The organism is Clostridium pacaense, assembly GCF_020709765.2.
GTDB lineage: Bacteria > Bacillota > Clostridia > Lachnospirales > Lachnospiraceae > Enterocloster > Enterocloster hominis.
Genome location: NZ_JAJFEB020000036.1, coordinates 1 through 24,707 on the forward strand (window position 1 = coordinate 1; position 24,707 = coordinate 24,707).

The 24,707-nt window shown below is 51.8% G+C and carries 21 protein-coding genes; 19 read left to right on the forward strand and 2 right to left on the reverse strand.

What is annotated here, in order from left to right:
* Positions 1 to 115 precede the first annotated feature (115 nt).
* Positions 116 to 1,030 carry a LysR substrate-binding domain-containing protein gene (locus LK536_RS57775; protein WP_506092271.1) on the reverse strand — a complete coding sequence of 305 codons (915 nt, stop codon included), beginning with the start codon at positions 1,028 to 1,030 and terminating at the stop codon, positions 116 to 118.
* 215 nt (positions 1,031 to 1,245) lie between these two features.
* Positions 1,246 to 2,145, reverse strand: coding sequence for a LysR family transcriptional regulator (locus tag LK536_RS57780; protein ID WP_025482576.1), 900 nt, complete (start codon positions 2,143 to 2,145; stop codon positions 1,246 to 1,248).
* A 173-nt stretch (positions 2,146 to 2,318) separates the two neighbouring features.
* Here LK536_RS57780 and LK536_RS57785 point away from each other — a divergent pair, with 173 nt between their 5' ends.
* The 19 genes from LK536_RS57785 (at position 2,319) to LK536_RS57875 (ending at position 24,622) form a co-directional block, all read left to right on the forward strand.
* On the forward strand, positions 2,319 to 3,596 hold the full coding sequence (locus LK536_RS57785) for an L-cysteine desulfidase family protein (RefSeq protein ID WP_008723002.1): 1,278 nt from the start codon (positions 2,319 to 2,321) through the stop codon (positions 3,594 to 3,596).
* 2 nt (positions 3,597 to 3,598) lie between these two features.
* On the forward strand, positions 3,599 to 4,792 hold the full coding sequence (locus LK536_RS57790) for a dicarboxylate/amino acid:cation symporter (RefSeq protein ID WP_025482575.1): 1,194 nt from the start codon (positions 3,599 to 3,601) through the stop codon (positions 4,790 to 4,792).
* A gap of 373 nt (positions 4,793 to 5,165) precedes the next feature.
* Complete coding sequence (gene hydF / locus LK536_RS57795; protein ID WP_227797285.1) at positions 5,166 to 6,425, forward strand: [FeFe] hydrogenase H-cluster maturation GTPase HydF; 1,260 nt, start codon at positions 5,166 to 5,168, stop codon at positions 6,423 to 6,425.
* A 219-nt stretch (positions 6,426 to 6,644) separates the two neighbouring features.
* Positions 6,645 to 7,784, forward strand: coding sequence for an N-acetylglucosamine-6-phosphate deacetylase (nagA, locus tag LK536_RS57800; protein WP_120058577.1), 1,140 nt, complete (start codon positions 6,645 to 6,647; stop codon positions 7,782 to 7,784).
* A 173-nt stretch (positions 7,785 to 7,957) separates the two neighbouring features.
* Positions 7,958 to 8,425, forward strand: coding sequence for a ribosome maturation factor RimP (rimP, locus tag LK536_RS57805; RefSeq protein ID WP_008723010.1), 468 nt, complete (start codon positions 7,958 to 7,960; stop codon positions 8,423 to 8,425).
* 51 nt (positions 8,426 to 8,476) lie between these two features.
* Positions 8,477 to 9,664, forward strand: a complete 1,188-nt coding sequence (gene nusA / locus LK536_RS57810; protein ID WP_025482573.1) for a transcription termination factor NusA — start codon at positions 8,477 to 8,479, stop codon at positions 9,662 to 9,664.
* A 73-nt stretch (positions 9,665 to 9,737) separates the two neighbouring features.
* Complete coding sequence (gene rnpM / locus LK536_RS57815; RefSeq protein WP_474913692.1) at positions 9,738 to 10,004, forward strand: RNase P modulator RnpM; 267 nt, start codon at positions 9,738 to 9,740, stop codon at positions 10,002 to 10,004.
* A complete protein-coding gene (locus tag LK536_RS57820) occupies positions 9,994 to 10,329 on the forward strand; it encodes a L7Ae/L30e/S12e/Gadd45 family ribosomal protein (protein WP_025482572.1) in 336 nt (111 codons plus the stop codon). Before rnpM ends, LK536_RS57820 begins: the two co-directional genes overlap by 11 nt.
* Positions 10,316 to 13,555: a translation initiation factor IF-2 gene (gene infB, locus LK536_RS57825; RefSeq protein ID WP_506092272.1), complete on the forward strand. Its 3,240-nt coding sequence runs from the start codon at positions 10,316 to 10,318 to the stop codon at positions 13,553 to 13,555. Before LK536_RS57820 ends, infB begins: the two co-directional genes overlap by 14 nt.
* Before the next feature lie 200 nt (positions 13,556 to 13,755).
* Positions 13,756 to 14,157: a 30S ribosome-binding factor RbfA gene (gene rbfA, locus LK536_RS57830; protein ID WP_008723021.1), complete on the forward strand. Its 402-nt coding sequence runs from the start codon at positions 13,756 to 13,758 to the stop codon at positions 14,155 to 14,157.
* Positions 14,157 to 15,107: a DHH family phosphoesterase gene (locus tag LK536_RS57835; protein ID WP_008723023.1), complete on the forward strand. Its 951-nt coding sequence runs from the start codon at positions 14,157 to 14,159 to the stop codon at positions 15,105 to 15,107. Before rbfA ends, LK536_RS57835 begins: the two co-directional genes overlap by 1 nt.
* Before the next feature lie 35 nt (positions 15,108 to 15,142).
* The gene (gene truB / locus LK536_RS57840) at positions 15,143 to 16,078 is read left to right on the forward strand and encodes a tRNA pseudouridine(55) synthase TruB (RefSeq protein ID WP_227797282.1); all 936 of its coding nucleotides are present in this window, start codon (positions 15,143 to 15,145) and stop codon (positions 16,076 to 16,078) included.
* Between the two features lie 47 nt (positions 16,079 to 16,125).
* Positions 16,126 to 17,109 (forward strand): bifunctional riboflavin kinase/FAD synthetase, encoded by a 984-nt coding sequence (locus LK536_RS57845; RefSeq protein ID WP_227797281.1) that lies wholly within the window; start codon positions 16,126 to 16,128, stop codon positions 17,107 to 17,109.
* A 134-nt stretch (positions 17,110 to 17,243) separates the two neighbouring features.
* A complete protein-coding gene (gene rpsO, locus LK536_RS57850) occupies positions 17,244 to 17,510 on the forward strand; it encodes a 30S ribosomal protein S15 (RefSeq protein WP_002569329.1) in 267 nt (88 codons plus the stop codon).
* A 277-nt stretch (positions 17,511 to 17,787) separates the two neighbouring features.
* Positions 17,788 to 19,908: a polyribonucleotide nucleotidyltransferase gene (locus LK536_RS57855; RefSeq protein ID WP_227797280.1), complete on the forward strand. Its 2,121-nt coding sequence runs from the start codon at positions 17,788 to 17,790 to the stop codon at positions 19,906 to 19,908.
* A gap of 40 nt (positions 19,909 to 19,948) precedes the next feature.
* A complete protein-coding gene (locus tag LK536_RS57860; protein WP_008723041.1) occupies positions 19,949 to 20,650 on the forward strand; it encodes a hypothetical protein in 702 nt (233 codons plus the stop codon).
* Between the two features lie 165 nt (positions 20,651 to 20,815).
* Positions 20,816 to 22,273 carry a glutamate--tRNA ligase gene (gltX, locus tag LK536_RS57865; RefSeq protein ID WP_227797279.1) on the forward strand — a complete coding sequence of 486 codons (1,458 nt, stop codon included), beginning with the start codon at positions 20,816 to 20,818 and terminating at the stop codon, positions 22,271 to 22,273.
* Positions 22,263 to 24,089 (forward strand): ATP-dependent helicase, encoded by a 1,827-nt coding sequence (locus LK536_RS57870; protein WP_227797278.1) that lies wholly within the window; start codon positions 22,263 to 22,265, stop codon positions 24,087 to 24,089. Before gltX ends, LK536_RS57870 begins: the two co-directional genes overlap by 11 nt.
* Complete coding sequence (locus tag LK536_RS57875) at positions 24,086 to 24,622, forward strand: cob(I)yrinic acid a,c-diamide adenosyltransferase (RefSeq protein ID WP_120058828.1); 537 nt, start codon at positions 24,086 to 24,088, stop codon at positions 24,620 to 24,622. The genes LK536_RS57870 and LK536_RS57875 overlap by 4 nt, the downstream gene beginning before the upstream one ends.
* The last annotated feature ends 85 nt before the right edge of the window (positions 24,623 to 24,707 follow it).

Consider the following 24,707-nt stretch of genomic DNA (forward strand, 5'->3'; position numbering starts at 1 on the left):
TCTCCTGATTTTTTCTATATATAGAGCGAAGGTGCCGCTCAATCATCTATTTTGATGATTTTGCGACACCCTCTTTTCATATGGTCAATGACGTCCCCCGGCAAGCGGCAATGCGTCAATATAAAAACTCCAGGAATGTCTTGAGTGCCATGGCCTGGTTGGAAGGATGGTACGCAAAGCCGATGGTCCTTCTGTGGATGGGGATGTCCAGGGGAATCTCCACCAGGGAGCCGTTGTCCAGTTCCTTTTGCACCAGTTCCTTGATGACGCAGCCGATTCCAAGGCCGATTTTCGCGAACTCAATCAAAAGGTCCATGGTGGTCACTTCCAGGACCTGGCGCGGCAGTATGTTGTTATCCGACATGTACTCATCCACATGGTGGCGGGTCATGTTGCTGGTGTCCAGGAGCATGATGTTGCCGGTCTCAAAAATATTGGTATCCCTGCCTTCCCTTAGATACAGGTTTTCAAGGTAGGACGGGGTGGTGACAAAGATATCCTGTATGTCCATTACAGGTATGAACGCAAGGTCCCTGCGCACCGAAGGCTCTGCAACCAATCCCAGGTCAATCTTCTGCTGTTCCAGGCGGGTCAGGGTCAGGGCCGTGGACTGGCTCTCAATGGTTACCTTCATGTGCGGGTATTGGTCGATGAAGGTTTTCAGGTAAGGGAGCAGGATATATTTGCACAGGGTATTGCTGACGCCGATGCGCAGATGGCCGATATCAAATTCCTGGATCCGCTTAAGCTCCATTTCCCCGCGGTCCAGGGCGTCAAATGCCTCCCTGGTATGTTCAAACAGGATTTCCCCCTCCGCTGTAAGCTGTACGCCTCTGGAACTGCGGGTGAAAAGGGACAGCCCCAGGCTGTCCTCCAGCTTGCTGATGGCTTTGCTGATGGCTGGCTGGCTGATATAGAGTTCCTTGGCAGCCTTGGAAATATTCCCGGCTTTTGCCACCTCGTAGAATATCTTGTATTGTGACAGGTTCTGCTCCATGATTGTCCTCCCTGCAATATAACATTTTTTCATATGAAAATGTGTACTGTATAACTTTCATTATAACAACACATGTCCTGAAATGTAAAGTACGGAAGGGGATGATTTTCAAGGATTTTAAAAAATGTAATTTTCCTCTTTTCGGTTCACCTTCCCTGTTTTCCATAATATACTTATAATATATCCTCCTGGATGAAAAACTGCAGCCGTACCGGCATAGGAATGGTCCTGCAGGATGGATGGCGGATTTACCTGCCGGGGGCGGGAGGAAGGAATGTCCCGGCCAATTCGATGAATGCATTCATTTCACGGGTCACCCATTTATCCTTATGGTAGACAATCTGGCGCCAGGTCTGCATGTGGAAATCCTTCACATTAAGGGCCGCCAGGCAGCCGGATTCAATGTCGGAGAGGATGGTAAACCTGGGAAGGAAGGAGACGCCCATATTGGCCCGCAGCAGGTTGATGATGAATTCCGTATTCCCGATTTCGAGGAAAGGGCGGATGGTCATGTCCTGGGCTGCCAGGTATTGCTCCAGTATGAAACGGTAGCTTGCATTTTTCTCAGTCAGGATGAAGGGCTGTCCAATGACCTGGGGCAGGTCCAGGTCCTTCCGGCCGGAAAATGGGTGCTTTACGGAGGATACGAATACAATGTCCTCAGGCTCTTCCAGGACCTTGATCCATTTGTCGTCATACATACGCTTGTCCAGAAAATACACGATGTCAATGGCATTGCTGTTCATCATGTCCAGCAGGGTACCGGGGGAATCGGTGATGATGCTTACGTTAACCCGCGGGTACAGACGGTGGTACTCTTTTAACAGAGGGGGGAAGATGGATGCACAGATGGACTCAATGGTGCCAAGGCACAGGCTCCCGGTCAGTTCCGTGGCTTCCGTCACGGCATCCCTGGCGCATTCCAGATCCCGCATGATGGCGGCCGCATGTTCAAAGAACACAACGCCCTGATGGGTTAAGGTGGTCTGTTTGCCAATGCGGTCAAACAGGTGGACATTCAGCTCTTTCTCCAGCTGCTTGACCTGGATGGTGACAGCGGCCTGGGAATATCCCAGCTGCTTGGCTGCTTTTGAAAAACTTTTTAACTGAGCTACCTGAAGAAAAGTTGCAATCTCTCGTAATTCCATAGTATACGTCCTTTTTAAATTGATTTTTCTATAAAAATTTTTAAACTATATCATAAAAACATTAAATTTTACAACCATTTGTTTTTATGGTACATTAAGCTTAATGAGAAATCAATACCAAATAATGACTATTTTCCCAAAAATCAGTCAAAAAAAGAAAGGAATCAAATATCATGGAAAAAGACAATGTAAAGTACAACGCGTATATTCAGATACTGAAGGAGGAACTGCTTCCTGCCATGGGATGTACGGAGCCCATTGCCCTGGCCTATGGCGCTGCATTGGCCAGAAAAGTACTGGGGGATCTGCCGGACAGGGTGGTTATCGGGGCGAGCGGAAGTATCATCAAGAACGTGAAATCCGTGATTGTTCCTAATACAGACCATTTAAAAGGAATCCCGGCCGCGGCAACAGCCGGAATCGTGGCAGGTGACCCGGATAAGGAGCTGGAGGTAATTGCCCAGGTGACACCGGAGCAGATTGCGCAGATGAAGGAATTTATAGGGAATACCGACATTGAGGTGGAACATGTTGACAATGGCATCACCTTTGACATCATCGTGACACTGTATAAAGGAAGTTCCTATGCAAAGGTGCGTATCGCCAATTATCATACCAATGTCGTACTGGTTGAAAAGGACGGGGAGGTTTTAAAACAGATAGAAGTGGCCGGAGAGGACGAGGAGGGCCTGACGGACAGAAGCCTTCTTAATATGGAAGATATCTGGGATTTCATCAACACGGTTGACATTGCGGACATCAAGGAGGTCCTGGACCGTCAGATTTCCTACAACATGGCCATTGCAGAGGAGGGCATCAAGGGGAACTACGGCGCCAACATCGGCAAGGTGCTGCTTGATATGTCAGGCAATGATGTACGCACCAGGGCAAAGGCCATGGCGGCAGCTGGTTCCGACGCCAGGATGAACGGCTGCGAACTGCCGGTCATCATCAATTCAGGCAGCGGGAACCAGGGAATTACGGCATCGGTACCGGTCCTTGTATATGCTGAGGAGCTGAAGGTCACTGAGGAGAAGAAATACAGGGCGCTGGCTCTGTCTAACCTTACTGCCATTCATCAGAAAACGCCAATCGGAAGATTATCCGCATATTGCGGCGCGGTCAGCGCAGGGGCAGGGGCAGGAGCAGGAATCGCTTATCTGTGCGGCGGAAGCTACAAGGAAATCGTGCATACGGTTGTCAATGCCCTTGCCATTGTATCCGGCATTGTCTGTGACGGTGCAAAGGCGTCCTGCGCAGCCAAGATTGCTTCGGCGGTTGATGCAGGGATCCTGGGCTATAACATGTATATCCGCGGTCAGCAGTTCTATGGAGGAGACGGCATCGTGACAAAGGGTGTGGAGGAAACACTTAAGAATGTTGGCAGGCTTGGAAAGGAAGGAATGAAGGAGACCAACGAGGAGATAATTAAAATCATGATTGGAGATTAGGTATGAAAAAAATAACAGGTAGTTTACCGTTCCGATTACTGTTGGGTGTTATCCTCGGTATCATCGTCGGACAGATTTGCGGCGATGGTCTTATGCACGTCATTGTAACAGTTAAGTACATATTGAATCAGATTATTGTATTCTGTGTTCCGTTAATCATTATTGGTTTCATTGCCCCTTCGATTACAAGGCTGGGCAATAACGCATCAAAAATGCTTGGGGTTGCTGTTACGCTTGCATATGTCTCGTCAATCGGTGCTGCGCTGTTTGCCATGATGGCAGGCTATTTCCTGATTCCTCATCTGTCCATTATTTCTGAGGTGGAGGAACTTAAGAAACTGCCTGACATCGTGTTCCAGCTGGATATTCCCCAGATCATGCCGGTCATGAGCGCCCTTGTGTTTTCCCTGCTTCTTGGTCTGGCGGCTACATGGACCAAGGCAGAGGTGATCACGGATGTCCTGGAGGAGTTCCAGCAGATCGTTCTTTCCATTGTGACAAAAGTAGTCATTCCGTTGCTTCCTGTTTTTATTGCATTTACATTCTGCGCCTTATCATATGAAGGCACCATTACAAAACAGCTGCCTGTATTTTTAAAGGTGGTAATCATTGTCATGATTGGGCATTTCATCTGGATGACCCTGCTTTATGTGATTGCCGGTGTCTATTCAGGAGCGAATCCCCTGGATGTCATCCGGAACTACGGGCCGGCCTATATCACTGCGGTAGGTACCATGTCTTCCGCAGCCACCCTTGCGGTCGCCCTGCGCTGTGCCAAGAAGTCACAGCCGCCCCTGCGGGATGATATGGTGGATTTCGGCATTCCACTGTTTGCCAATATCCATCTGTGCGGATCTGTGCTGACGGAAGTATTCTTTGTCATGACGGTGAACAAGATACTCTACGGTTTCATCCCCTCCATGGGGACCATGGTTTTATTCTGTGCACTCTTAGGCATATTTGCCATTGGAGCGCCCGGTGTGCCAGGAGGCACGGTAATGGCGTCCCTGGGGCTGATAATAGGTGTCCTTGGATTTGATGAGTCGGGCACGGCATTGATGTTAACTATTTTCGCCCTCCAGGACAGCTTCGGGACCGCATGCAACGTGACTGGCGACGGCGCCCTGACCATGATCCTTACCGGATTTGCGCAGAAACATGGGATTAAGAGACAGAAGCTTGAGAGTGGTCTGTGACTGGGGCCGGATGGGCTGCCAGTGGTCTATAGGATGTCCAAGTACCGTTCTCCTTCCTGTGTCCAAAGGCCGTTTTATCCACGGGGATTGACAGCCTGGGGGAATATGTAGTAAGATGGAAAAAACAGGCTTCTGCGCTGGCAGGTATCCCTTACAGCAAAGCAGCCCGCGCGGATATTCCCAAAACAGGATACCGCGGACAGACGGGAACAGAATATGTGTTGACTGACCTGAAGCAGGGCTGAGAGGGAAGGCGGGTACACTTGAACGTAATTGTCAGGATACGCCTGTTTTGGCGTATCCTGTTTTATGTTTTGGGATATTTTGGGTTTTGGGACATGATGCAGAACACGGACAGGAGGAACAGATACATATGGGAATGAATGACACACCTTCATCAGAACGGGTCCATATCGGTTTTTTTGGAAGGAGGAATGCCGGAAAGTCCAGCGTGCTCAATGCTGTCACAGGCCAGGACCTGGCCGTGGTATCCGGGGTAAAGGGAACCACCACGGATCCTGTGCAGAAGGCCATGGAGCTTCTTCCCCTGGGCCCGGTGGTGATGATTGACACCCCTGGAATTGATGATGAGGGGGAACTGGGCGGCCTGCGTGTGAAAAAGAGCTACCAGGTGCTCAATAAGACGGATGTGGCGGTCCTGGTGGTGGACCATGGCCAAGGTATGGCGGCTGAGGACCGGGCGCTTCTTAAGAGGATACAGGAAAAGCATATACCGTGTGTGATTGCCTGCAATAAGGCGGACCTGGATGATCCGGCTGCGGATCCGTGTAATCCGGAAAAGCAGGTGGAAGCAGGCGGGGAACCGCAGGAACCATATCCGGCTTCCCTTCCCGTAATCAAGGTCAGCGCCCTTACTGGACAGGGCATTGATGAACTCAAGGAATGTCTGGCGGACCTGGGGAAGGTACAGGAGAGCGGGCGCAGGATCGTGGGGGATCTGCTGGAGCCATCGGATTTTGTCGTCCTGGTGGTGCCTATTGATAAGGCTGCGCCCAAGGGACGCCTTATCCTTCCGCAGCAGCAGACCATACGAGATATCCTGGAAGCGGATGCGGTCTCCATTGTACTGAAGGAGGATGAACTGGCAAAGGCGCTGCCGGCGCTGGGAAAGAAACCGAAGATGGTCATCACGGACAGCCAGGTATTTGGAAGGGTGGCAAAGGATACGCCGGAGGATATCCTGCTGACATCATTTTCCATCCTGTTTGCAAGGTATAAGGGAAATCTGGCGCCCTTGGTAAAGGGGGCGGCGGCCTTAGGGGGTATCGCCGCGGGCGATAAAATCCTGATTTCGGAGGGGTGTACCCACCACAGGCAGTGCAATGATATCGGAACCGTGAAACTGCCTGGCTGGATCTTGCAGTATACCGGCGTGGAACCGGAGTTCCATTTTACATCCGGAACAGGGTTTCCCGATGATTTAAGCGGGTACAGCCTCATTGTCCACTGCGGCGGATGCATGCTTAATGAAAGGGAGATGAAGTACAGGATGGAGTGTGCGAGGGACCAGGGAATCCCAATGACCAATTATGGCATATTGATTGCCTATACCCAGGGAATCCTGAAACGAAGCCTGGGGCCGTTCCCGGAGATCGCATCCCTTCTCGGATGAAATAAAATAGTTTTAAATGTATAGGATAAAGGTACGGAATCAGGCGGTCTGCCTGTTTCCGTGCCTTTTGCCGTGTTGCTGCCTGCCACCGGAAATAAAACAAAAAGAAAATATTTTTATTTATGATTTAATATTGAAAATTATTTTTTATGTGCTATACTTGTGATAAGGGAAGTTAATTATAGACAGAATAATATCATATGGAAAAGGAGAAGCGATATGAAGATTCAGGGTAAGAGAGTCTGGATTGCAGGCCAGTTCATGGCAGCCCAGATGGAGATTGAGAACGGGACCATTAAGCGGATTGACGGGTACGATGCAGGTACGGCGGACCAGGATTACGGGGATAAGAGGATCCTGCCCGGGTTTATTGACATCCATACCCATGGCGCCTATGATTTTGATACCAACGACGGGGAGCCGGAGGGACTTCGCAACTGGATGAAGCGGATTCCGGAAGAGGGCGTCACATCCATCCTTCCAACCACGGTGACCCAGATGCCCGAGGTGCTCACCAAGGCGGTTGCCAATGTGGCGCGCGTGGCCAAAGAGGGATATGAGGGCGCTGAGATACTGGGAATCCATTTTGAGGGACCTTTCCTGGATATGGAGTATAAGGGGGCCCAGCCGCCGGAGGCCATTGCAGTTGCTTCGGTGGAGCAGTTCAAGAAGTACCAGGAAGCTGCCGGGGGGATGATTAAGTATATTACCCTGGCGCCTGAGCGCGATCCGGACCATGCGCTGACAAGATACTGTTCCACCCACGGCGTGGTGGTCAGCATGGGACATTCGGCGGCAACCTATGAGCAGGCACTGTTAGGCATTGCCAACGGCGCCACCTCCATGACCCATGTTTATAACGGCATGACCCCATACCATCACCGCAAGCCGGGGCTGGTGGGGACCGCGCTCAGGGTCAGGGATATATATGGGGAGATCATCTGCGACGGCTGTCATTCCCATCTGGCTGCGCTGAATAATTTCTTTACAGCCAAGGGCAGGGATTACTCCATCATGATCAGCGATTCCCTCAGGGCGAAGCACTGCCCTCCGGGAGGACAGTACCAGCTGGGCGGCCATGACATAGAGATTGGCGATGACGGCCTGGCAAGGCTTAAGGGGACCGATACCATTGCGGGAAGCACGCTGAACTTAAACCGGGGCCTTAAGATCCTGGTGGAAGACGCCATGGTGCCCTTTGACACGGCAGTCAATTCCTGCACCATCAACCCGGCCAGATGCCTTGGGGTGGATGACCGCAAGGGCAGGATTGCAGTGGGCTGTGACGCGGACCTGGTGGTGCTGGAGGATGATTACAGTGTGCTCCAGACCTGGTGCAAGGGACGTGCAATGCTTTAAAATACGGGATATTTTCAATAAAATCCCTGAAAATGCTTGCATTTACCAGAACATGATGGTATAGTGTATACGATAACTAATGTAGAGTACTGATAAAGAGTGGACGCCGGTCCACTCTTTCGTTTTGAGTAGAGCTCATACAATACTGTACGGATTGGAAAGGTGGTGTAGCAATGGGAAAAAAGGAAAACTATGAGAGCAGGGTGGAACGTTACCTCCTGCCGCTGATGGAAGAACATCATTTTGAGCTTGTGGATGTGGAATATGTAAAGGAAGCAGGAACCTGGTATCTGAGGGCTTATATTGATAAAGAAGGCGGAATTGCAGTGGATGACTGTGAGGTCATCAGCAGGAAGCTTGGGGATTGGCTGGATAAGGAAGATTTCATTGATGAAAGCTATATCCTGGAGGTCAGTTCCCCGGGACTTGGCCGTCCCCTTAAAAAGGAAAAGGATTTTATCAGAAGCATGGGCAAGGACGTGGATGTGCGTCTGTACCGCCAGATTGATAAGCAGAAGGAATTTACAGGGGCCTTAAGTGCATATGATGGGAATACTGTGACGCTGACCATGGAAGACGGAAGCCAGATGGTATTTGAAAAGCCGGATATTGCCCTGATACGGCTGGCACTGGATTTCTGATACTGCATTGATAGTTAATTCACATGCCCAGGCATGGATAGGAGGATAAACATGAACAAGGAACTGTTAGAGGCAATGGAAGTGTTGGAGAAGGAGAAGAACATCGCCAAGGACACACTGATTGAAGCGATTGAAAACTCACTGCTCACAGCCTGTAAGAACCATTTTGGAAAAGCCGATAACGTAAAAGTCACGGTAAACCCCAACACCTGTGATTTTGCTGTATATGCAGAAAAAACCGTGGTGGAGCAGGTGGAAGACGATATAATGGAAATCAGCCTGGCGGATGCCAAGATGCTGAGCCCCAAGTATGATTTGGGTGATACGGTGCAGATTCCGCTGGATTCCAAGAAATTCGGCCGTATTGCAACACAGAATGCCAAGAATGTGATTTTACAGAAAATCCGTGAGGAAGAGCGTAAGGTTCTTTACAATGAGTATTATACTAAGGAAAAGGATGTCATGACCGGCATCGTGCAGCGTTATCTTGGCAGGAACGTAAGCATCAACCTTGGAAGGGTGGATGCAATCCTCAATGAGAGCGAGCAGGTAAAGGGCGAGACCTTCCGGCCGACCGAGCGTATCAAGGTATATGTGCTGGAGGTTAAGGACACGCCGAAGGGACCAAGGGTTTCCGTGTCAAGGACACACCCGGACCTTGTTAAGCGCCTGTTTGAGTCCGAGGTTGCAGAGGTGCGTGACGGCACCGTGGAGATTAAGGCCATTGCCAGGGAAGCAGGTTCCAGGACAAAGATTGCAGTTAAATCCAATGATTCCAACGTGGATCCGGTAGGCGCATGCGTCGGCCTTAACGGGGCAAGGGTGAACGCCATTGTAAGTGAACTCAGGGGTGAAAAAATCGATATCATTAACTGGGATGACAATCCTGCCTATCTGATTGAGAACGCATTAAGCCCGGCCAAGGTGATCTGTGTGGTGGCGGACGAGGAAGAGCGCGAGGCACAGGTAATCGTGCCGGATTACCAGCTTTCCCTGGCCATTGGCAAGGAAGGACAGAACGCAAGGCTGGCAGCAAGGCTGACCGGATTCAAGATTGACATCAAGAGCGAGACCCAGGCAAGGGAGATGGGGCTTTTTGAGCAGATGGGGCTTCAGTACGGAGATACCCCTGCGCCAAGTTTCGAGGAAGACAGCTTTGAGGACGACAGCTTAGAAGATACAGAAAACTACCCGGAATATGAAGAGGGCTACCAGGAAGACGGAAACCAGCAGGAATAGGAAATTCCACGATAAGACAGGTTGTGGAGAGATTAGGGATACTCTGAAAAGATTAGGAGTGATGTGAGTGAGTATTAAGAAAGTTCCGCTCAGGCAGTGCATTGGCTGCCAGGAGATGAAGAGCAAGAAAGAAATGATAAGAGTCATAAAAACCGCCGAAGATGAGATTATGTTAGATGCCACCGGCCGTAAGAACGGAAGAGGCGCTTACCTGTGTCCATCAATGGAATGCTTAAGGAAGGCCGTGAAGAGCAAGGGGGTGGAACGGTCCTTCAAGATGGCGATTCCGAAAGAGGTATATGAAACTCTGGAAAAGGAGATGGAAGAGCTTGGTAAATAGCAAAAAACTGTTAAGCCTGATAGGCCTTGCAAAAAGGGCCAGGAAGGTGGTCAGCGGTGAATTTTCGACGGAAAAGTCTGTTAAGAGCGGAAAGTCACACATGGTAATCGTATCGGAGGAAGCTTCGGACAACACGAAGAAAATGTTTACCAATATGTGCACTCACTATAAAGTCCCAATCTATCTGTTTGGTACCAAGGATGAACTGGGGCACGCCATGGGGCAGGAGTTTCGAGCATCCCTGTCCGTGGAAGATGCAGGGTTCGCAAAGTCAATGGCAGGACTAATGAATATAAATGGAGGTAGTTTGAATGAGAGTAAGTGAACTGGCAAATGAACTGGGTAAAACCAGTAAAGAAATATTGGAAATCATAAAACAAAAAGACAACGCAGCCGCCTTGTACGCTGCATCGAATGTGACGAGGGATCAGGAGAATATTGTGCGGAATTCATTAAGCCCTAAAAAAGCAGCTGCCCCGAAGGCAGAGGCACCAAAAAAGGAGGCGCCAAAAGCAGAAGCGCCCAGGACAGAGGCTCCTAAGACGGAGACCCCCAAGACGGAAGCACCAAGGACAGAGGCATCGAAGCCGGAAGCATCCAAGGTTGCGGAGTCAGCCGGCAAGGCAGAACCGGCCAAGAAAAAGCTGACAGCCGTGTTCCGCCCGCAGAATGCACAGCAGCAGATTAAGCGTCCGGTACCGCCAAAACCGCAGCCAAAGCCACAGCCGCAGCAGACACAGGCTCCAAAGACTGAGACGATGGCTGCGGTGCCGGCACCGCACCAGGAGCCGGTACGTCCCCAGGTCCAGGCCCAGGCAGCGGAGGCTGCGCCGGTTAAAGAAACCCCTGCAGCCCAGACAGCGCCTGCAGCCCAGACCGCAGATAAGGGGAATGCGCCTGACAGCCGCGAGGCCGCAAGGCCGCAGCATACATCCCAGGAAGGCCAGGGCAGCCATGAGGGAGGGTACCAGGGAAACCGTCCCCAGGGAGGTTATCAGGGTAACCGCGAGGGAGGCTACCAGGGCAACCGTTCTCAGGGAGGCTATCAGGGCAACCGCGAGGGAGGCTACCAGGGCAACCGTCCCCAGGGCGGAGGCTATCAGGGCAACCGTGAGGGAGGCTACCAGGGCAACCGTCCCCAGGGCGGAGGCTATCAGGGCAACCGCGAGGGAGGCTACCAGGGAAACCGTCCCCAGGGCGGAGGCTATCAGGGCAACCGCGAAGGAGGCTACCAGGGAAACCGTCCCCAGGGCGGAGGCTATCAGGGCAACCGCGAGGGAGGCTACCAGGGCAACCGTCCCCAGGGCGGAGGCTATCAGGGTAACCGCGAGGGAGGCTACCAGGGCAACCGTTCCCAGGGCGGAGGCTATCAGGGCAACCGCGAGGGAGGCTACCAGGGCAACCGTCCCCAGGGCGGGGGCTATCAGGGCAACCGTCCTCAGGGCGGGGGCTATCAGGGCAACCGTCCCCAGGGCGGAGGCTATCAGGGTAACCGTCCCCAGGGCGGAGGCTACGGCGGAAGGCCACAGGGCGGTTATGCAGGTGACAAGGATAAGGATGCAAGGGATACAAGAGGCGTAAGAGGAGACAGCCGCCGTCCGGGAACCAGGGACAGCAAGCCATCCTTTGAGACTTCCATCCAGGCTAAACCAACCAGTAACCGTCAGAACAAGAATGCACATAGAAATGACCGTTATGACAAGAGGGACCGCACAGAGGACGGAAAGAAAGTCCCGAAGACAGGTAAGGGCGCATTTATCATGCCGCAGCCTAAAAAGGAAGAGGCAAAGGCGGATGAAGTGAAGACCATCACCCTTCCGGATGTGCTGACCATCAGGGAGCTGGCGGATAAGATGAAGCTTCAGCCTTCTGTCATTGTCAAGAAACTCTTCTTAAAGGGCCAGATCGTAACCCTGAACCAGGAGATTGACTATGAGCAGGCAGAGGAGATTGCCATGGAATTTGACGTCCTCTGTGAAAAGGAAGTAAAGGTAGACGTGATTGCAGAACTTCTTAAGGAGGATGAAGAAAGCTCCGAGGATATGATACCCAGGTCACCGGTTGTGTGTGTCATGGGCCACGTTGACCACGGCAAGACATCCCTTCTGGATGCAATCCGCGAAACCAATGTGACTGCAAGGGAAGCCGGCGGCATCACACAGCATATCGGTGCATCTGTCATTGAAATCAATGACCGCAAGATCACCTTCCTTGATACGCCCGGACATGAGGCATTTACAGCAATGCGTATGAGGGGTGCCCAGTCAACGGATATTGCCATCCTGGTAGTTGCTGCAGACGACGGCGTGATGCCTCAGACCGTTGAGGCCATCAACCATGCAAAAGCGGCTGGGGTTGAAATCATTGTTGCCATCAACAAGATTGATAAGCCCAGCGCCAATGTGGATAAAGTAAAGCAGGAACTCTCCGAGTATGAACTGATTTCCGAGGATTGGGGCGGCAGCACTATATTTGTGCCTGTTTCCGCACATACTAAGGAAGGCATCACCGATCTTCTTGAGATGGTCCTTCTTACGGCAGATGTAATGGAGCTGAAAGCCAATCCGAACCGTAAGGGCAGAGGCCTTGTGATTGAGGCGGAGCTGGATAAGGGCAAGGGCCCGGTTGCAACCGTACTGGTACAGAAGGGTACGCTGCGTGTGGGTGATACCATTGCCGCCGGCGCATGCTTCGGAAAAATCCGTGCAATGATGGATGACCGGGGACGCCGTGTGAAGGAGGCCGGACCGTCCACACCTGTGGAAATCCTTGGCCTTAACGATGTGCCCAATGCAGGCGAAGTGTTTGTGGCAACTGAAAATGAGAAAGAAGCAAGAAGCTTTGCCGAGACATTTATCTCAGAAGGCAAGAATAAGCTGATTGAAGATACAAAAGCAAAACTGTCCCTGGATGACCTGTTCAGCCAGATTAAGGCAGGCAACGTAAAGGAACTGCCGCTTATCATCAAGGCAGACGTACAGGGTTCCGTGGAGGCTGTGAAGCAGAGCCTTACCAAGCTGTCCAACGAGGAAGTAATGGTTAAGGTCATCCATGGCGGCGTGGGTGCAATCAATGAATCCGATGTTTCCCTGGCATCCGCCAGCAACGCAATCATCATTGGTTTCAACATCCGTCCGGATGCAACCGCCAAGTCCATAGCCGAGAGGGAGAAAGTGGATGTCCGTCTTTACAAGGTCATCTATCAGGCCATCGAGGATGTGGAGGCAGCCATGAAGGGTATGCTGGATCCTGTATTTGAGGAAAAGGTAATCGGCCACGCCGTTATCCGCCAGACCTTCAAGGCGTCAGGAATCGGTACCATCGCAGGTTCCTATGTGCTGGACGGTAAGTTCCAGAGAGGCTGCAGCTGCCGCATCAAGAGGGGCACGGAGCAGATATTCGAGGGACCGCTGGCATCCTTAAAGCGTTTCAAGGACGATGTGAAGGAAGTGGCTGCAGGTTATGAGTGCGGTCTTGTATTTGAGAAGTTTAATGATCTTCAGGAAGATGATGAGATTGAGGCTTACATCATGGTAGAAGTACCCAGATAGGCCCATACAGATGATGACAGGCCCCACGCCTTAGGATGTGTTTGAAAATTCATTCCCGCCATCTGTACGTCCCACAAAGCGGAACGCACAGATGACGGAAAGCAGTTTTCAAACACTCCCTGGCGCTGCGTTCCAACATGCGGCGCCGGGAAGCGCTGCGGCCTGTCACGTCCTTTCCTGGAAGATAAGAGAGGAGTTTCATGCGTAAGAACAGCATAAAGAATACCAGAATCAATGCGGAGGTGCTCAGGGAACTGAGTGAGATCATACGCACAGGCATCAAGGACCCGCGTATCCATCCCATGACCAGCGTGGTTTCCGTGGAAGTGACGCCGGACCTTAAATACTGCAGGGCCTATATCAGTGTCCTGGGCAATGAGGATGCTGCAAAGGCAACCATTGAAGGCTTAAAGAGTGCGGAAGGATACGTGCGCAGGGAACTGGCAAGGAGGATTAACCTGCGCAATACACCAGAACTTAAATTCATTCTGGACCAGTCCATTGAGTATGGGGTCAATATGTCAAAACTCATCGATGAGGTCACAAAGGACCTTAAAGATAAAGAAGGACCGGATGAGGATGGTGAAGAGGAGGAGAGCTGATGACAATTCTTGAACAGATGTTAGAAGGTACTGGTTCCGTAGCAATTTTAGGACATATACGTCCTGATGGGGACTGCCTTGGCTCTACCTTGGGACTGTATAACTATCTCCGGCTTAATTATCCGGCTGTCCGCGCAGCCGTTTACCTGGAGGAAGCCTCAGGCAAATTCGGCTATCTCCGGGGCTTTGAGGAAATCCGCCACCAGGCGGACGAAGAGGCCGTGGACCTCTGTGTCTGCCTGGACTGCGGTGACCTTGGAAGGCTGGGGGGATTTGCCTGCATCCTGGAATCAGCAGGCAAAAGCCTGTGCCTGGACCATCATGTGACCAACACACGTTTTGCGGACACCAATCTGGTGGAAGACGGTGCAAGCTCAACCTGTGAGGTCCTTTATGGCCAGCTGGACAGCCAGAAGATTGACAGGACGGTTGCTGAATGCCTGTACACAGGAATCATCCACGACACAGGCGTGTTCAAATACTCCTGTACCTCCGCCAGGACCATGGAGATAGCGGGAAAGCTGATGGCCAAAGGCATTGATTTCGGCTCCATCATTGATAACAGCTTTTATAAAAAAACATATATCCAGAACCAGATCCTGGGAAGGGCCCTGCTGGAAAGCGTTACATTTTTTGACGGCCGCTGCATATTCAGTGCAATCCGCCAGAACGAGATGGATTTTTACGGTGTGGACAGCAAGGATATGGATGGGATTATCGACCAGCTGCGGCTGACGGAGGGCGTGGAGGTGGCTATTTTCCTTTACCAGTCAGGCGCACAGGAATTCAAGGTCAGCATGCGCTCACAGAGCCATGTGGACGTGAGCAGGATTGCTGCCTTCTTCGGCGGCGGCGGCCATGTAAGGGCGGCCGGATGCACCATGTCGGGAAGCATCCATGATGTAATCAATAACCTGTCCCAGCACATTGCCAGGCAGCTGGATTTATAAGAAGGCGGCGTGGACAGGATAAAAGGACTGAGACTATGTACCATGGAATCATGAATGTATATAAGGAGCCGGGCTATACCTCCCACGATGTGGTAGCCCGGCTCAGAGGAATTTTAAAGCAGAAAAAAATCGGACATACCGGAACCCTGGACCCTGCGGCCGAGGGTGTGCTTCCCGTATGCCTTGGCATGGGCACCAGGCTCTGCGACATGCTGACAGACAGGACCAAGACATATGAGGCAGTCCTGCTGCTGGGGATGACCACCGACACGCAGGATACGACGGGACAGGTCCTGGATGACCGGCATCAGGCGGCCATGGGACTTGATGAAGTGGCCGTGACAGAAGCCGTGCTGGGATTTAAGGGGGATTATGACCAGATTCCTCCCATGTATTCAGCGCTTAAGGTGGATGGGAAAAAGCTGTATGAGCTTGCCAGGGCAGGAAAGGAAGTGGAACGCCAGGCCAGACGGGTCCAGATTCTCGAAATCCGTGTGGACAGGGTGGAACTTCCCAGGGTCTGGATGACCGTCACCTGTTCCAAGGGGACTTACATAAGGACCCTGTGCCATGACATCGGAGGGAAGCTGGGCTGCGGCGGGTGCATGGAACATCTGACACGCACCAGGGTGGACCGTTTTGACATAAAAGACAGCCTCCGGTTGGATGAGATAGAAACGATAAGGGATGAGGGCAGGCTGGATACATGCATCCTTCCGGTGGAAACAGCCCTTGAGGGCTATGCCGTGCTGAAGGCTCTGCCGGAGGCGGACGCCTTCCTTTATAATGGCAATCCCTGCTTTAAAGGCCAGCTGGATGCCGGGGACGGCTGCCTTGACGGGCTGGAGGACGGCCTGAGATTCAGGATGTATGACAGCAAGGGACATTTTGTGGGTGTGTATGAGTATCAGGACAGCAAACACTGGTGGAAGCCGTGGAAAATGTTCCTGGCTGCCCCGGAGAGTACCTGATACCATCATGTTTGACACCATACTGAAGGAAAATGAGGAATAGCAGGATGAGGTATATAACAGACACCACGGAATTTCAGATAGAGGAGCCAACCATTGTCACCCTGGGTAAGTTTGACGGAAGGCACAGGGGGCATCAGAAGCTTTTGCGTACCATGAAGGAACTGAAACAGGAGCTGGGCTATCCCACGGCCATCTTTACATTCAGCATCGCACCCCTGACCCAGATGTCCGGCCAGCCCCAGACCGTGATAACCACCAACATGGAGCGGCGCGCCAATATGGAACGGATGGGGATTGATTATCTGGTGGAATATCCATTTAATGAAGAAATCCGCCGCATGATGCCTGAGGATTTCGTGAAGGATATACTGGCGGGCCGCATGGGCGCCAGGGAGATCGTGGTTGGGCCGGACTGCAGCTTTGGCTATCAGGGCGCGGGCAATGCAGAACTCCTGAAACACATGGAAAAGGAGCTGGGATACCATCTCCATGTGATTGAAAAGGAAAAAGACCATATGCGCGATATCAGCAGCACCTATATAAGGGAAGAGCTGGAGAAGGGAAATGTGGAAAAGGCCAATGCGCTGCTGGGGGAGCCTTATTCCATACATGGGAAAGTAGTCCACGGCAACCACATCGGTTCCAGCATCCTGGGATTTCCCACCGCCAACTTAGAACCGCCTGCCATCAAGCGCCTGCCCCGGTTCGGGGTATATGTATCCAGGGTCCTGGTGGACAATGTCTATTACCGCGGGGTCACCAACATAGGGAAGAAGCCGACGGTAGAGGGGCAGTATCCTGTGGGGGTGGAGACTTATATCTTTGACCTGGACAGGGATATATACGGGGATACCATCGAGGTCCAGCTCCTGGCCTTTGACCGGCCGGAACAGAAGTTTGCATCCCTGGAAGAGCTGAAGCATAGGATTGAGATGGACAAGGAGTTTGCGGCAGGGTATTTTGAGAGACACCCGGAGATTGAGGTGGCAGGACGCCAGGAAGAGGGCGGAAGGAAACGGCTGGAATGAAATTACCGGTTTACATTTGTCCGCGATCGTGTTATACTGAGTCGGTATGAGATTACGCCGATGCCCGGTTAACTGGTTACTCCAGCCATTTGCCTGGTTTGCGGTGAGACTAATTATTTTAAGGAGGAACTACCATGATTTCCAAGGAAAAGAAAGCACAGATCATTGCAGAGTATGGCCGTAAGCCTGGTGACACAGGTTCACCTGAGGTTCAGATTGCTATCCTGACAGAAAGGATTACCGAACTGACCGAACATTTAAAGCAGAATCCTAAGGATCATCATTCCAGAAGAGGTCTTCTGATGATGGTTGGACAGAGAAGGGGTCTTCTGGATTACCTGAAGAAAACGGATCTGGAAGGATATCGTGCATTAATCGAGAAGCTTGGTATCAGAAAGTAATTCTGAAGATTAGGGTGGAGGGGACTCCACCCTATATTTGCTTTTCAAACATGGGAGAAGTAATACGGTATGATGCCTTGGTATCTGCGGCATTTTACCGTAATGGGCGGACAGGAGAGATACTCCGAGACCGCTGATGTACCCGCAGGATGGTTTGGACAGATGAAGGTTCCGGCTATTGCCGGTGTCCGGCGGGCAGATCAGTAGTTTCGGCATCTTTTTTGTCTCCGTCATAACATTAATTCATTATTTTTTAGAAAGAAAAGGAGACACCAGTATGTTTAAAAGTTTTAGTATGGACCTGGCCGGACGCAAGCTGACCGTAGAGGTCGGCAGGGTAGCGGCCCAGGCCAATGGCGCAGCATTCATGCATTATGGCGACACCGTGGTTCTTGCAACCGCCACAGCATCCTCAAAGCCAAGGGAGGGCATTGATTTCTTCCCACTGAGCGTGGAATATGAGGAGAAGTTATATTCTGTGGGCAAGATTCCCGGAGGTTTCAATAAGAGGGAAGGAAAGGCATCCGAGAACGCCGTCCTTACCTGCCGTGTCATTGACCGTCCCATGCGCCCCCTGTTTCCGAAGGATTACCGCAACGACGTGACCCTGGACAACATCGTGATGTCCGTTGACCCGGACTGCAGCCCTGAGCTGACAGCCATGCTGGGTTCTGCCATTGCAACCAGCATTTCCGATATCCCATTTGCAGGACCATGTGCAACCACACAGGTCGGCCTTGTGGACGGTGAGTTCGTCATCAACCCCACGGCTGCCCAGAAGCAGGTATCCGATATGGCCCTGACCGTTGCCTCCACCAGGGAGAAGGTCATCATGATTGAGGCCGGCGCCAACGAAGTGCCGGAGCAGAAGATGATTGACGCCATTTTCAAGGCACATGAGGTGAACCAGGAAATCATCAGATTCATCGACACCATTGTTGCCGAGTGCGGCAAGGAAAAGCATTCCTATGAAAGCTGTGCGGTTCCGGAAGAACTGTTTGCGGCAATCAGGGAGATTGTTCCTCCGGTAGAGATGGAGACTGCTGTATTTACAGATGACAAGCAGACCAGGGAGAAGAACATTGCTGAAATCACAGCCCGTCTGGAGGAGGCATTTGCTGGGAACGAAGAGTGGCTGGCAGTCCTGGGCGAAGCTGTTTACCAGTATCAGAAGAAGACGGTCCGCAAGATGATCCTTAAGGACCACAAGCGTCCTGACGGCCGTGCCATTGATGAAATCCGCCACCTGGCCGCAGAGATTGACCTTCTGCCAAGGGTACATGGTTCAGGCATGTTTACCCGCGGACAGACCCAGATCCTCAACGCCTGCACACTGGCGCCTCTTTCCGAAGCCCAGAGGATTGACGGACTGGATGAGAATGAAACCAGCAAACGCTACATGCACCACTATAATTTCCCGTCCTTCTCAGTTGGCGAGACAAAGCCAAGCAGGGGACCGGGACGCCGCGAAATCGGCCATGGCGCGCTGGCGGAACGGGCGCTGATCCCGGTGCTGCCAAGCGCGGAAGAATTCCCATATGCAATCCGTACCGTATCCGAGACAATGGAATCCAACGGTTCCACATCCCAGGCAAGTATCTGTGCCTCCACCCTGTCCCTGATGGCGGCCGGCGTTCCCATCAAAGAGATGGTGGCCGGTATCTCCTGCGGCCTGGTAACCGGTGACACGGATGACGATTATCTTGTGCTGACCGATATCCAGGGCCTGGAAGATTTCTTCGGCGACATGGACTTTAAGGTGGGCGGTACAAAGAACGGTATCACTGCCATCCAGATGGACATTAAGATCCACGGTCTTACAAGACCTATCATAGAAGAGGCGATAACCAGGACAAGGGAAGCCAGGATGCACATCCTGGACGACGTGATGAAGCCTGTCATCTCCGAGCCAAGGAAGCATTTAAGCCCGTATGCCCCGAAGATCAAGCAGATTACCATTGATCCACAGAAGATTGGCGATGTGGTAGGAAAGCAGGGCAAGGTCATCAATAAGATCATTGAAGAAACCGGTGTCAAGATTGACATTACCGATGATGGTTCCGTGAACGTATGCGGTACTGATGAGGCCATGATTGACAGGGCAATCACCATCATTACCGGAATCGTTACGGATATAGAAGCCGGCATGGTATTCGAGGGCAAAGTGGTCCGTATCATGAACTTCGGCGCGTTCGTTGAGCTTGCCCCCAACAAGGACGGAATGGTACACATTTCCAAGCTGTCCGATAAGCGTGTGGGTAAGGTAGAGGATGTGGTTAACATTGGCGACGAGGTTACGGTAAAAGTAACCGAGGTTGACAAGATGGGCAGGATTAACCTGACCATGAGGCCAAGCGACCTGGCTGGAAAAAAGGAAGAGGCTAAACCAGAGAACTAATCTCTGATAATAGCAATAAAAAAGAGGAGAAAAAGTAACTATGAAAAACATGAGAACAAAGTTGGCAGTGCTGCTTGCGGCTGTGATGATGGTCTGCAGCATCGCACTGACAGGATGCCAGAGCAAGCTAGTACCGGCAGACCAGGTAGTAGGAGCGCTGTATGAACTGACTGTTAAGGAAAATGCAGTTCCTGTCAAGGACCTGCTTGGCTTTGCATCTGAGGATGACGTAAGGGCTTCCCTGCTTTCTGATGACTATGAGGATATGTCTGACATGTTCAAGAATGAGTTTTCCGGCATGGGCATCGAGTTTACGGACGATGAGATCAAGGAAATGTCCGACACCATGTCCAAGCTTCTGAATAAGCTGAGCTATACAGCTGAGATCCAGGAAGAGGGCAAGGATGAGACAACGGTTGTCCTTAAGGTAACAGGCTATTCCAGCGATGACATGAATCAGATTATGACCGACCTTATGACCGAAATCCAGACCAATATGGATGAGGAGACCCTGACAGCCCTCATGACAGGGGATGAGGAAGCAACCATGGCCCTGATGCAGGATGTGATCAAGCAGGTAGTTGTGAAGTTTGGCGAAATGGAGCCGACAACAGAAACCACTGACGTTACCGTTAAGTGCGAGAAGATGAAAGTGGAAGTAAGCGGCAAGGAGAAGGTTTCATGGATGCCTTCTGACATGGATAAGTTTGTGGATGATCTGGAGAACGCATCTTTTAAGTAAATCCGCAGAAGGATTCCATCAGATATGCAGTATAACCGGACAGTGCCTGGGTAAAATCAGGCATTGTCTTTTTTTTGCCTTCGTTATATAATGTGTTTTATGAGTCATCACCGGGAATGACAGAGCATTTCCAGGAATAAGGAAAATATAGGAGACTGATAAGAGATGAGCAGAGTAAGGACAAGATATGCACCCAGCCCAACCGGAAGGATGCATGTGGGAAACTTAAGGACGGCATTATATGCTTACCTGATTGCAAAACACGAGGGCGGGGATTTCCTTCTCCGCATTGAGGATACAGACCAGGAGCGCTATGTAGAAGGCGCGGTGGAAATCATCTACCAGACACTTAAGGACACCGGATTGATCCATGACGAGGGCCCGGATAAGGACGGCGGGGTGGGCCCCTATGTCCAGAGTGAACGCCAGGCATCCGGCATTTACCTGGAATATGCAAAGAAGCTGATTGATAAGGGGGAGGCATATTACTGCTTCTGTACCCCTGAGCGCCTTGCATCCCTTAAGGAGACAGTGGGGGGCGAGGAAATCATGGCATATGACAAGCATTGCCTGGGACTGTCCCAGGAGGAAATCAGGGCCAACCTGGAAGCGGGCCTGCCCTATGTCATCCGCCAGAACAACCCCACCACGGGAACCACCACCTTTAACGATGAGATTTACGGCGATATCACGGTGGACAACTCTGAGCTGGACGACATGGTGCTGATTAAGTCGGACGGATACCCCACCTACAATTTTGCCAATGTGGTGGACGACCATCTGATGGGAATAACCCATGTGGTAAGGGGCAATGAATATCTGTCCTCCTCGCCCAAGTACAACCGGCTTTACCAGGCATTTGGCTGGGAGGTCCCGGTTTACGTGCACTGTCCGCTGATTACGGACGAGCAGCATCACAAGCTGAGCAAGAGGAGCGGCCATTCCTCCTTTGAGGACCTGCTGGAACAGGGCTTCCTGTCAGAGGCAGTGGTTAACTATGTGGCCCTTCTTGGATGGTCGCCCGAGGACAACCGGGAAATCTTTTCCCTGGAGGAGATGGTGAAGGAATTCGACTATCACCGTATGAGCAAGTCCCCGGCTGTATTTGACATGACAAAGCTTAAGTGGATGAATGGCGAGTATATAAAGGCCATGGATTTTGAGAAGTTTTACGGGATGGCGGAGCCATACATCAGGTCCGTGATCAAAAAGGACCTGGACCTTAGGAAGATAGCAGCCATGGTCAAGACAAGGATTGAAGTATTCCCTGACATAGCGGCACATATTGACTTCTTTGAGGAGCTGCCGGAGTACGATGTTGCCATGTACACCCACAAGAAGATGAAGACCAACAGTGAGACCTCCCTGAAGGTGCTTACGGACCTGCTTCCTGTTTTGGAGGCCCAGGAGGATTACAGCAATGATGCCCTTTACGCGGTCCTTTCCAGGTATGTGGAGGAGAACGGCGTCAAGACAGGCTATGTCATGTGGCCAATCCGCACCGCTGTTTCCGGCAGGCAGATGACACCGGCCGGGGCCACGGAAATCATGGAGGTACTTGGCAAAGAGGAGTCCCTGTCAAGACTGAGGGCAGGCATAAAGAAAATCAGCGATGGCATTTAACGATACACAGAAAAAAGCAATCCGGCACAGGCAGGGTCCTATGCTGGTTCTGGCAGGGCCCGGTTCAGGCAAAACCACAGTCATTACCAACCGGGTCCGTTATCTTACGGAGCAAGCCGGAGTTGACCCGTCCCATATCCTGGTGATAACATTTACCAGGGCGGCGGCCAGGGAGATGAAGGAGCGGTATGAACAGATGACCCAGGCAGGATGCGGCAGGGTTTCCTTCGGAACCTTCCATTCTGTCTTTTTTCTGATTCTTAAACTTGCCTATCGGTACCAGGCGTCCAATATTGTAAGGGAAGAGCAGAGGATACAGTTCATAAAGGCACAGTTAGGTGACTGCGGCCTGGAGGTGGAGGATGAGGGGGAATTCATATCCTCCATCCTCAGCGAGATCAGCATGGTCAAGGGAGAGATGATGGACCTGGACCATTATTACGCAAAAAACTGCCCTGAGGAAGTATTTAAGCAGCTGTACAGCGGATACGAGGAACAGCTGAGGCGGCACAGGCTTCTGGATTTTGATGATATGCTGGTCATGTGCCACCAGCTTTTTAAGGAGAGGCAGGATATCCTTTCTGCATGGCAGGACAAATACCAGTACATACTAATCGATGAATTCCAGGATATTAACCGGATCCAGTACGAGATTGTGAAAATGCTGGCCCTGCCTGAGAACAACCTGTTCATTGTGGGTGACGATGACCAGTCCATATACCGCTTCAGGGGCGCCAGGCCCAAACTCATGCTGGGATTCGAGCGGGATTACCCGGATGCCAGACGGCTTCTTCTGGACACCAATTACCGTTCCAGCCGCCAGATTGTGGAGGCGGCCGGCAGACTGATTGCCCACAACAGGACACGGTTTGAAAAGGACATAAAGGCAGCCAGGGGGCTGGGGAGGCCCGTTGATATCCGGGAGTGGCCTGAGCCCACGGATGAAAGCCTGGCAATTGCCATGGAGCTGCGGGACTATGCATCCATGGGCATTGCCTACCAGGACATGGCAGTGCTTTTCCGGACGAACATGGGGCCAAGGCTTCTCATAGAAAAGCTGATGGAGTATAATATCCCCTTCAGCATGCGCGACACGGTGCCCAACCTTTATGACCACTGGATCATAAAGAACGTGCTGTCCTACATTAAGGCTGCGTCAGGGGACCTTTGCAGGGCCAATATCCTTTCCATCATCAACCGTCCTAAGCGTTACGTAAGCCGGGATGCCCTGGAGCACCAGACCGTGGACTGGGAAGCGGTGAAATCCTTTTACCAGGACAAGAGCTGGATGGTAGACAGGATTGAGCAGCTGGAGTATGACCTGCTCATGCTTAAAAGCATGTCCCCTGCAGCGGCCGTGAACTATATCCGCAAGGCCGTGGATTATGATTCATATCTCAGGGAATATGCAGGGGAGCGCAGGATGAAGGTGGAGGAGCTGTTCGAGGTGCTGGACCAGCTTCAGGAGAGCGCAGGAGGATTTAAGACATATGAGGCCTGGTTTGCCCACATGGACGCCTACAGGGAGCAGCTGTTAAAACAGGCCCAGGGAGGAAACGGCCCGGAACAAGGCGTCAGCCTGATGACCATGCACAGCTCCAAGGGCCTTGAATTCAGGGTGGTCTATATCCTGGATGCCAATGAGGGGATAACCCCCCATCACAAGGCCGTGCTGGACCAGGATCTGGAGGAAGAGCGCAGGATGTTCTACGTGGCCATGACAAGGGCAAAGGAGCGGCTTCACGTGTACTATGTAAAAGAGCGGTACCACAAAAAGCAGGAAGTATCGCGGTTTGTTAAGGAGGTGGGACAATGACGGGTCTTATCCATATATATCACGGGGACGGCAAAGGAAAAACCACAGCAGCCGTCGGCAGCGCGGTCCGGGCAGCGGGGCGCGGGAAAAAGGTGCTGATTGCCCGTTTCCTGAAAACAGATGACTCAGGGGAAGTGATGGGCCTGGGCCATGTGCCTGGCATCACCCTGCTTCCCTGCGATGAGAATTTCGGATTTTCCTGGGAAATGTCAGATGTCCAGAGGAAGGCGGCGTCCCTATATTACAATAACCTGTTCCGGATGGCATGGGAAATGGCAGCGGGCCAGGATGGGGCTGACGGGTTTGACATGCTGGTGCTGGATGAGGTCATCGGCGCCTGCGGCCTGGGTTTTGTCCGTGAAGATGTGGTGGTTGAGATGCTTCGCGGCAAACCCGGCGGCCTGGAGGTCATCATGACGGGACGGGGACCGTCCGATGAGTTGATGGAATGTGCAGACTATATCACGGAAATGGTCATGCGCAGGCACCCCTTTGAAAAGGGGATATCTGCACGTGAGGGGATTGAATATTAGAGCGAATATTTTCTTGCATTTTTCCAGTGAGTCTGATAGAGTGTAAGAATAGATACACAATTTAAAGAAAGCAGATTAAGAGAGG

Excerpts from the sequence above, each read along its gene's own strand:
- LK536_RS57775 (WP_506092271.1), bottom strand. The coding sequence starts at position 1,030 with ATGAAAAAATGTTATATTGCAGGGAGGACAATCATGGAGCAGAACCTG.
- LK536_RS57780 (WP_025482576.1), bottom strand. The coding sequence starts at position 2,145 with ATGGAATTACGAGAGATTGCAACTTTTCTTCAGGTAGCTCAGTTAAAA.
- LK536_RS57785 (WP_008723002.1), top strand. The coding sequence starts at position 2,319 with ATGGAAAAAGACAATGTAAAGTACAACGCGTATATTCAGATACTGAAG.
- LK536_RS57790 (WP_025482575.1), top strand. The coding sequence starts at position 3,599 with ATGAAAAAAATAACAGGTAGTTTACCGTTCCGATTACTGTTGGGTGTT.
- hydF (WP_227797285.1), top strand. The coding sequence starts at position 5,166 with ATGGGAATGAATGACACACCTTCATCAGAACGGGTCCATATCGGTTTT.
- nagA (WP_120058577.1), top strand. The coding sequence starts at position 6,645 with ATGAAGATTCAGGGTAAGAGAGTCTGGATTGCAGGCCAGTTCATGGCA.
- rimP (WP_008723010.1), top strand. The coding sequence starts at position 7,958 with ATGGGAAAAAAGGAAAACTATGAGAGCAGGGTGGAACGTTACCTCCTG.
- nusA (WP_025482573.1), top strand. The coding sequence starts at position 8,477 with ATGAACAAGGAACTGTTAGAGGCAATGGAAGTGTTGGAGAAGGAGAAG.
- infB (WP_506092272.1), top strand. The coding sequence starts at position 10,316 with ATGAGAGTAAGTGAACTGGCAAATGAACTGGGTAAAACCAGTAAAGAA.
- rbfA (WP_008723021.1), top strand. The coding sequence starts at position 13,756 with ATGCGTAAGAACAGCATAAAGAATACCAGAATCAATGCGGAGGTGCTC.
- LK536_RS57835 (WP_008723023.1), top strand. The coding sequence starts at position 14,157 with ATGACAATTCTTGAACAGATGTTAGAAGGTACTGGTTCCGTAGCAATT.
- truB (WP_227797282.1), top strand. The coding sequence starts at position 15,143 with ATGTACCATGGAATCATGAATGTATATAAGGAGCCGGGCTATACCTCC.
- LK536_RS57845 (WP_227797281.1), top strand. The coding sequence starts at position 16,126 with ATGAGGTATATAACAGACACCACGGAATTTCAGATAGAGGAGCCAACC.
- rpsO (WP_002569329.1), top strand. The coding sequence starts at position 17,244 with ATGATTTCCAAGGAAAAGAAAGCACAGATCATTGCAGAGTATGGCCGT.
- LK536_RS57855 (WP_227797280.1), top strand. The coding sequence starts at position 17,788 with ATGTTTAAAAGTTTTAGTATGGACCTGGCCGGACGCAAGCTGACCGTA.
- LK536_RS57860 (WP_008723041.1), top strand. The coding sequence starts at position 19,949 with ATGAAAAACATGAGAACAAAGTTGGCAGTGCTGCTTGCGGCTGTGATG.
- gltX (WP_227797279.1), top strand. The coding sequence starts at position 20,816 with ATGAGCAGAGTAAGGACAAGATATGCACCCAGCCCAACCGGAAGGATG.
- LK536_RS57870 (WP_227797278.1), top strand. The coding sequence starts at position 22,263 with ATGGCATTTAACGATACACAGAAAAAAGCAATCCGGCACAGGCAGGGT.
- LK536_RS57875 (WP_120058828.1), top strand. The coding sequence starts at position 24,086 with ATGACGGGTCTTATCCATATATATCACGGGGACGGCAAAGGAAAAACC.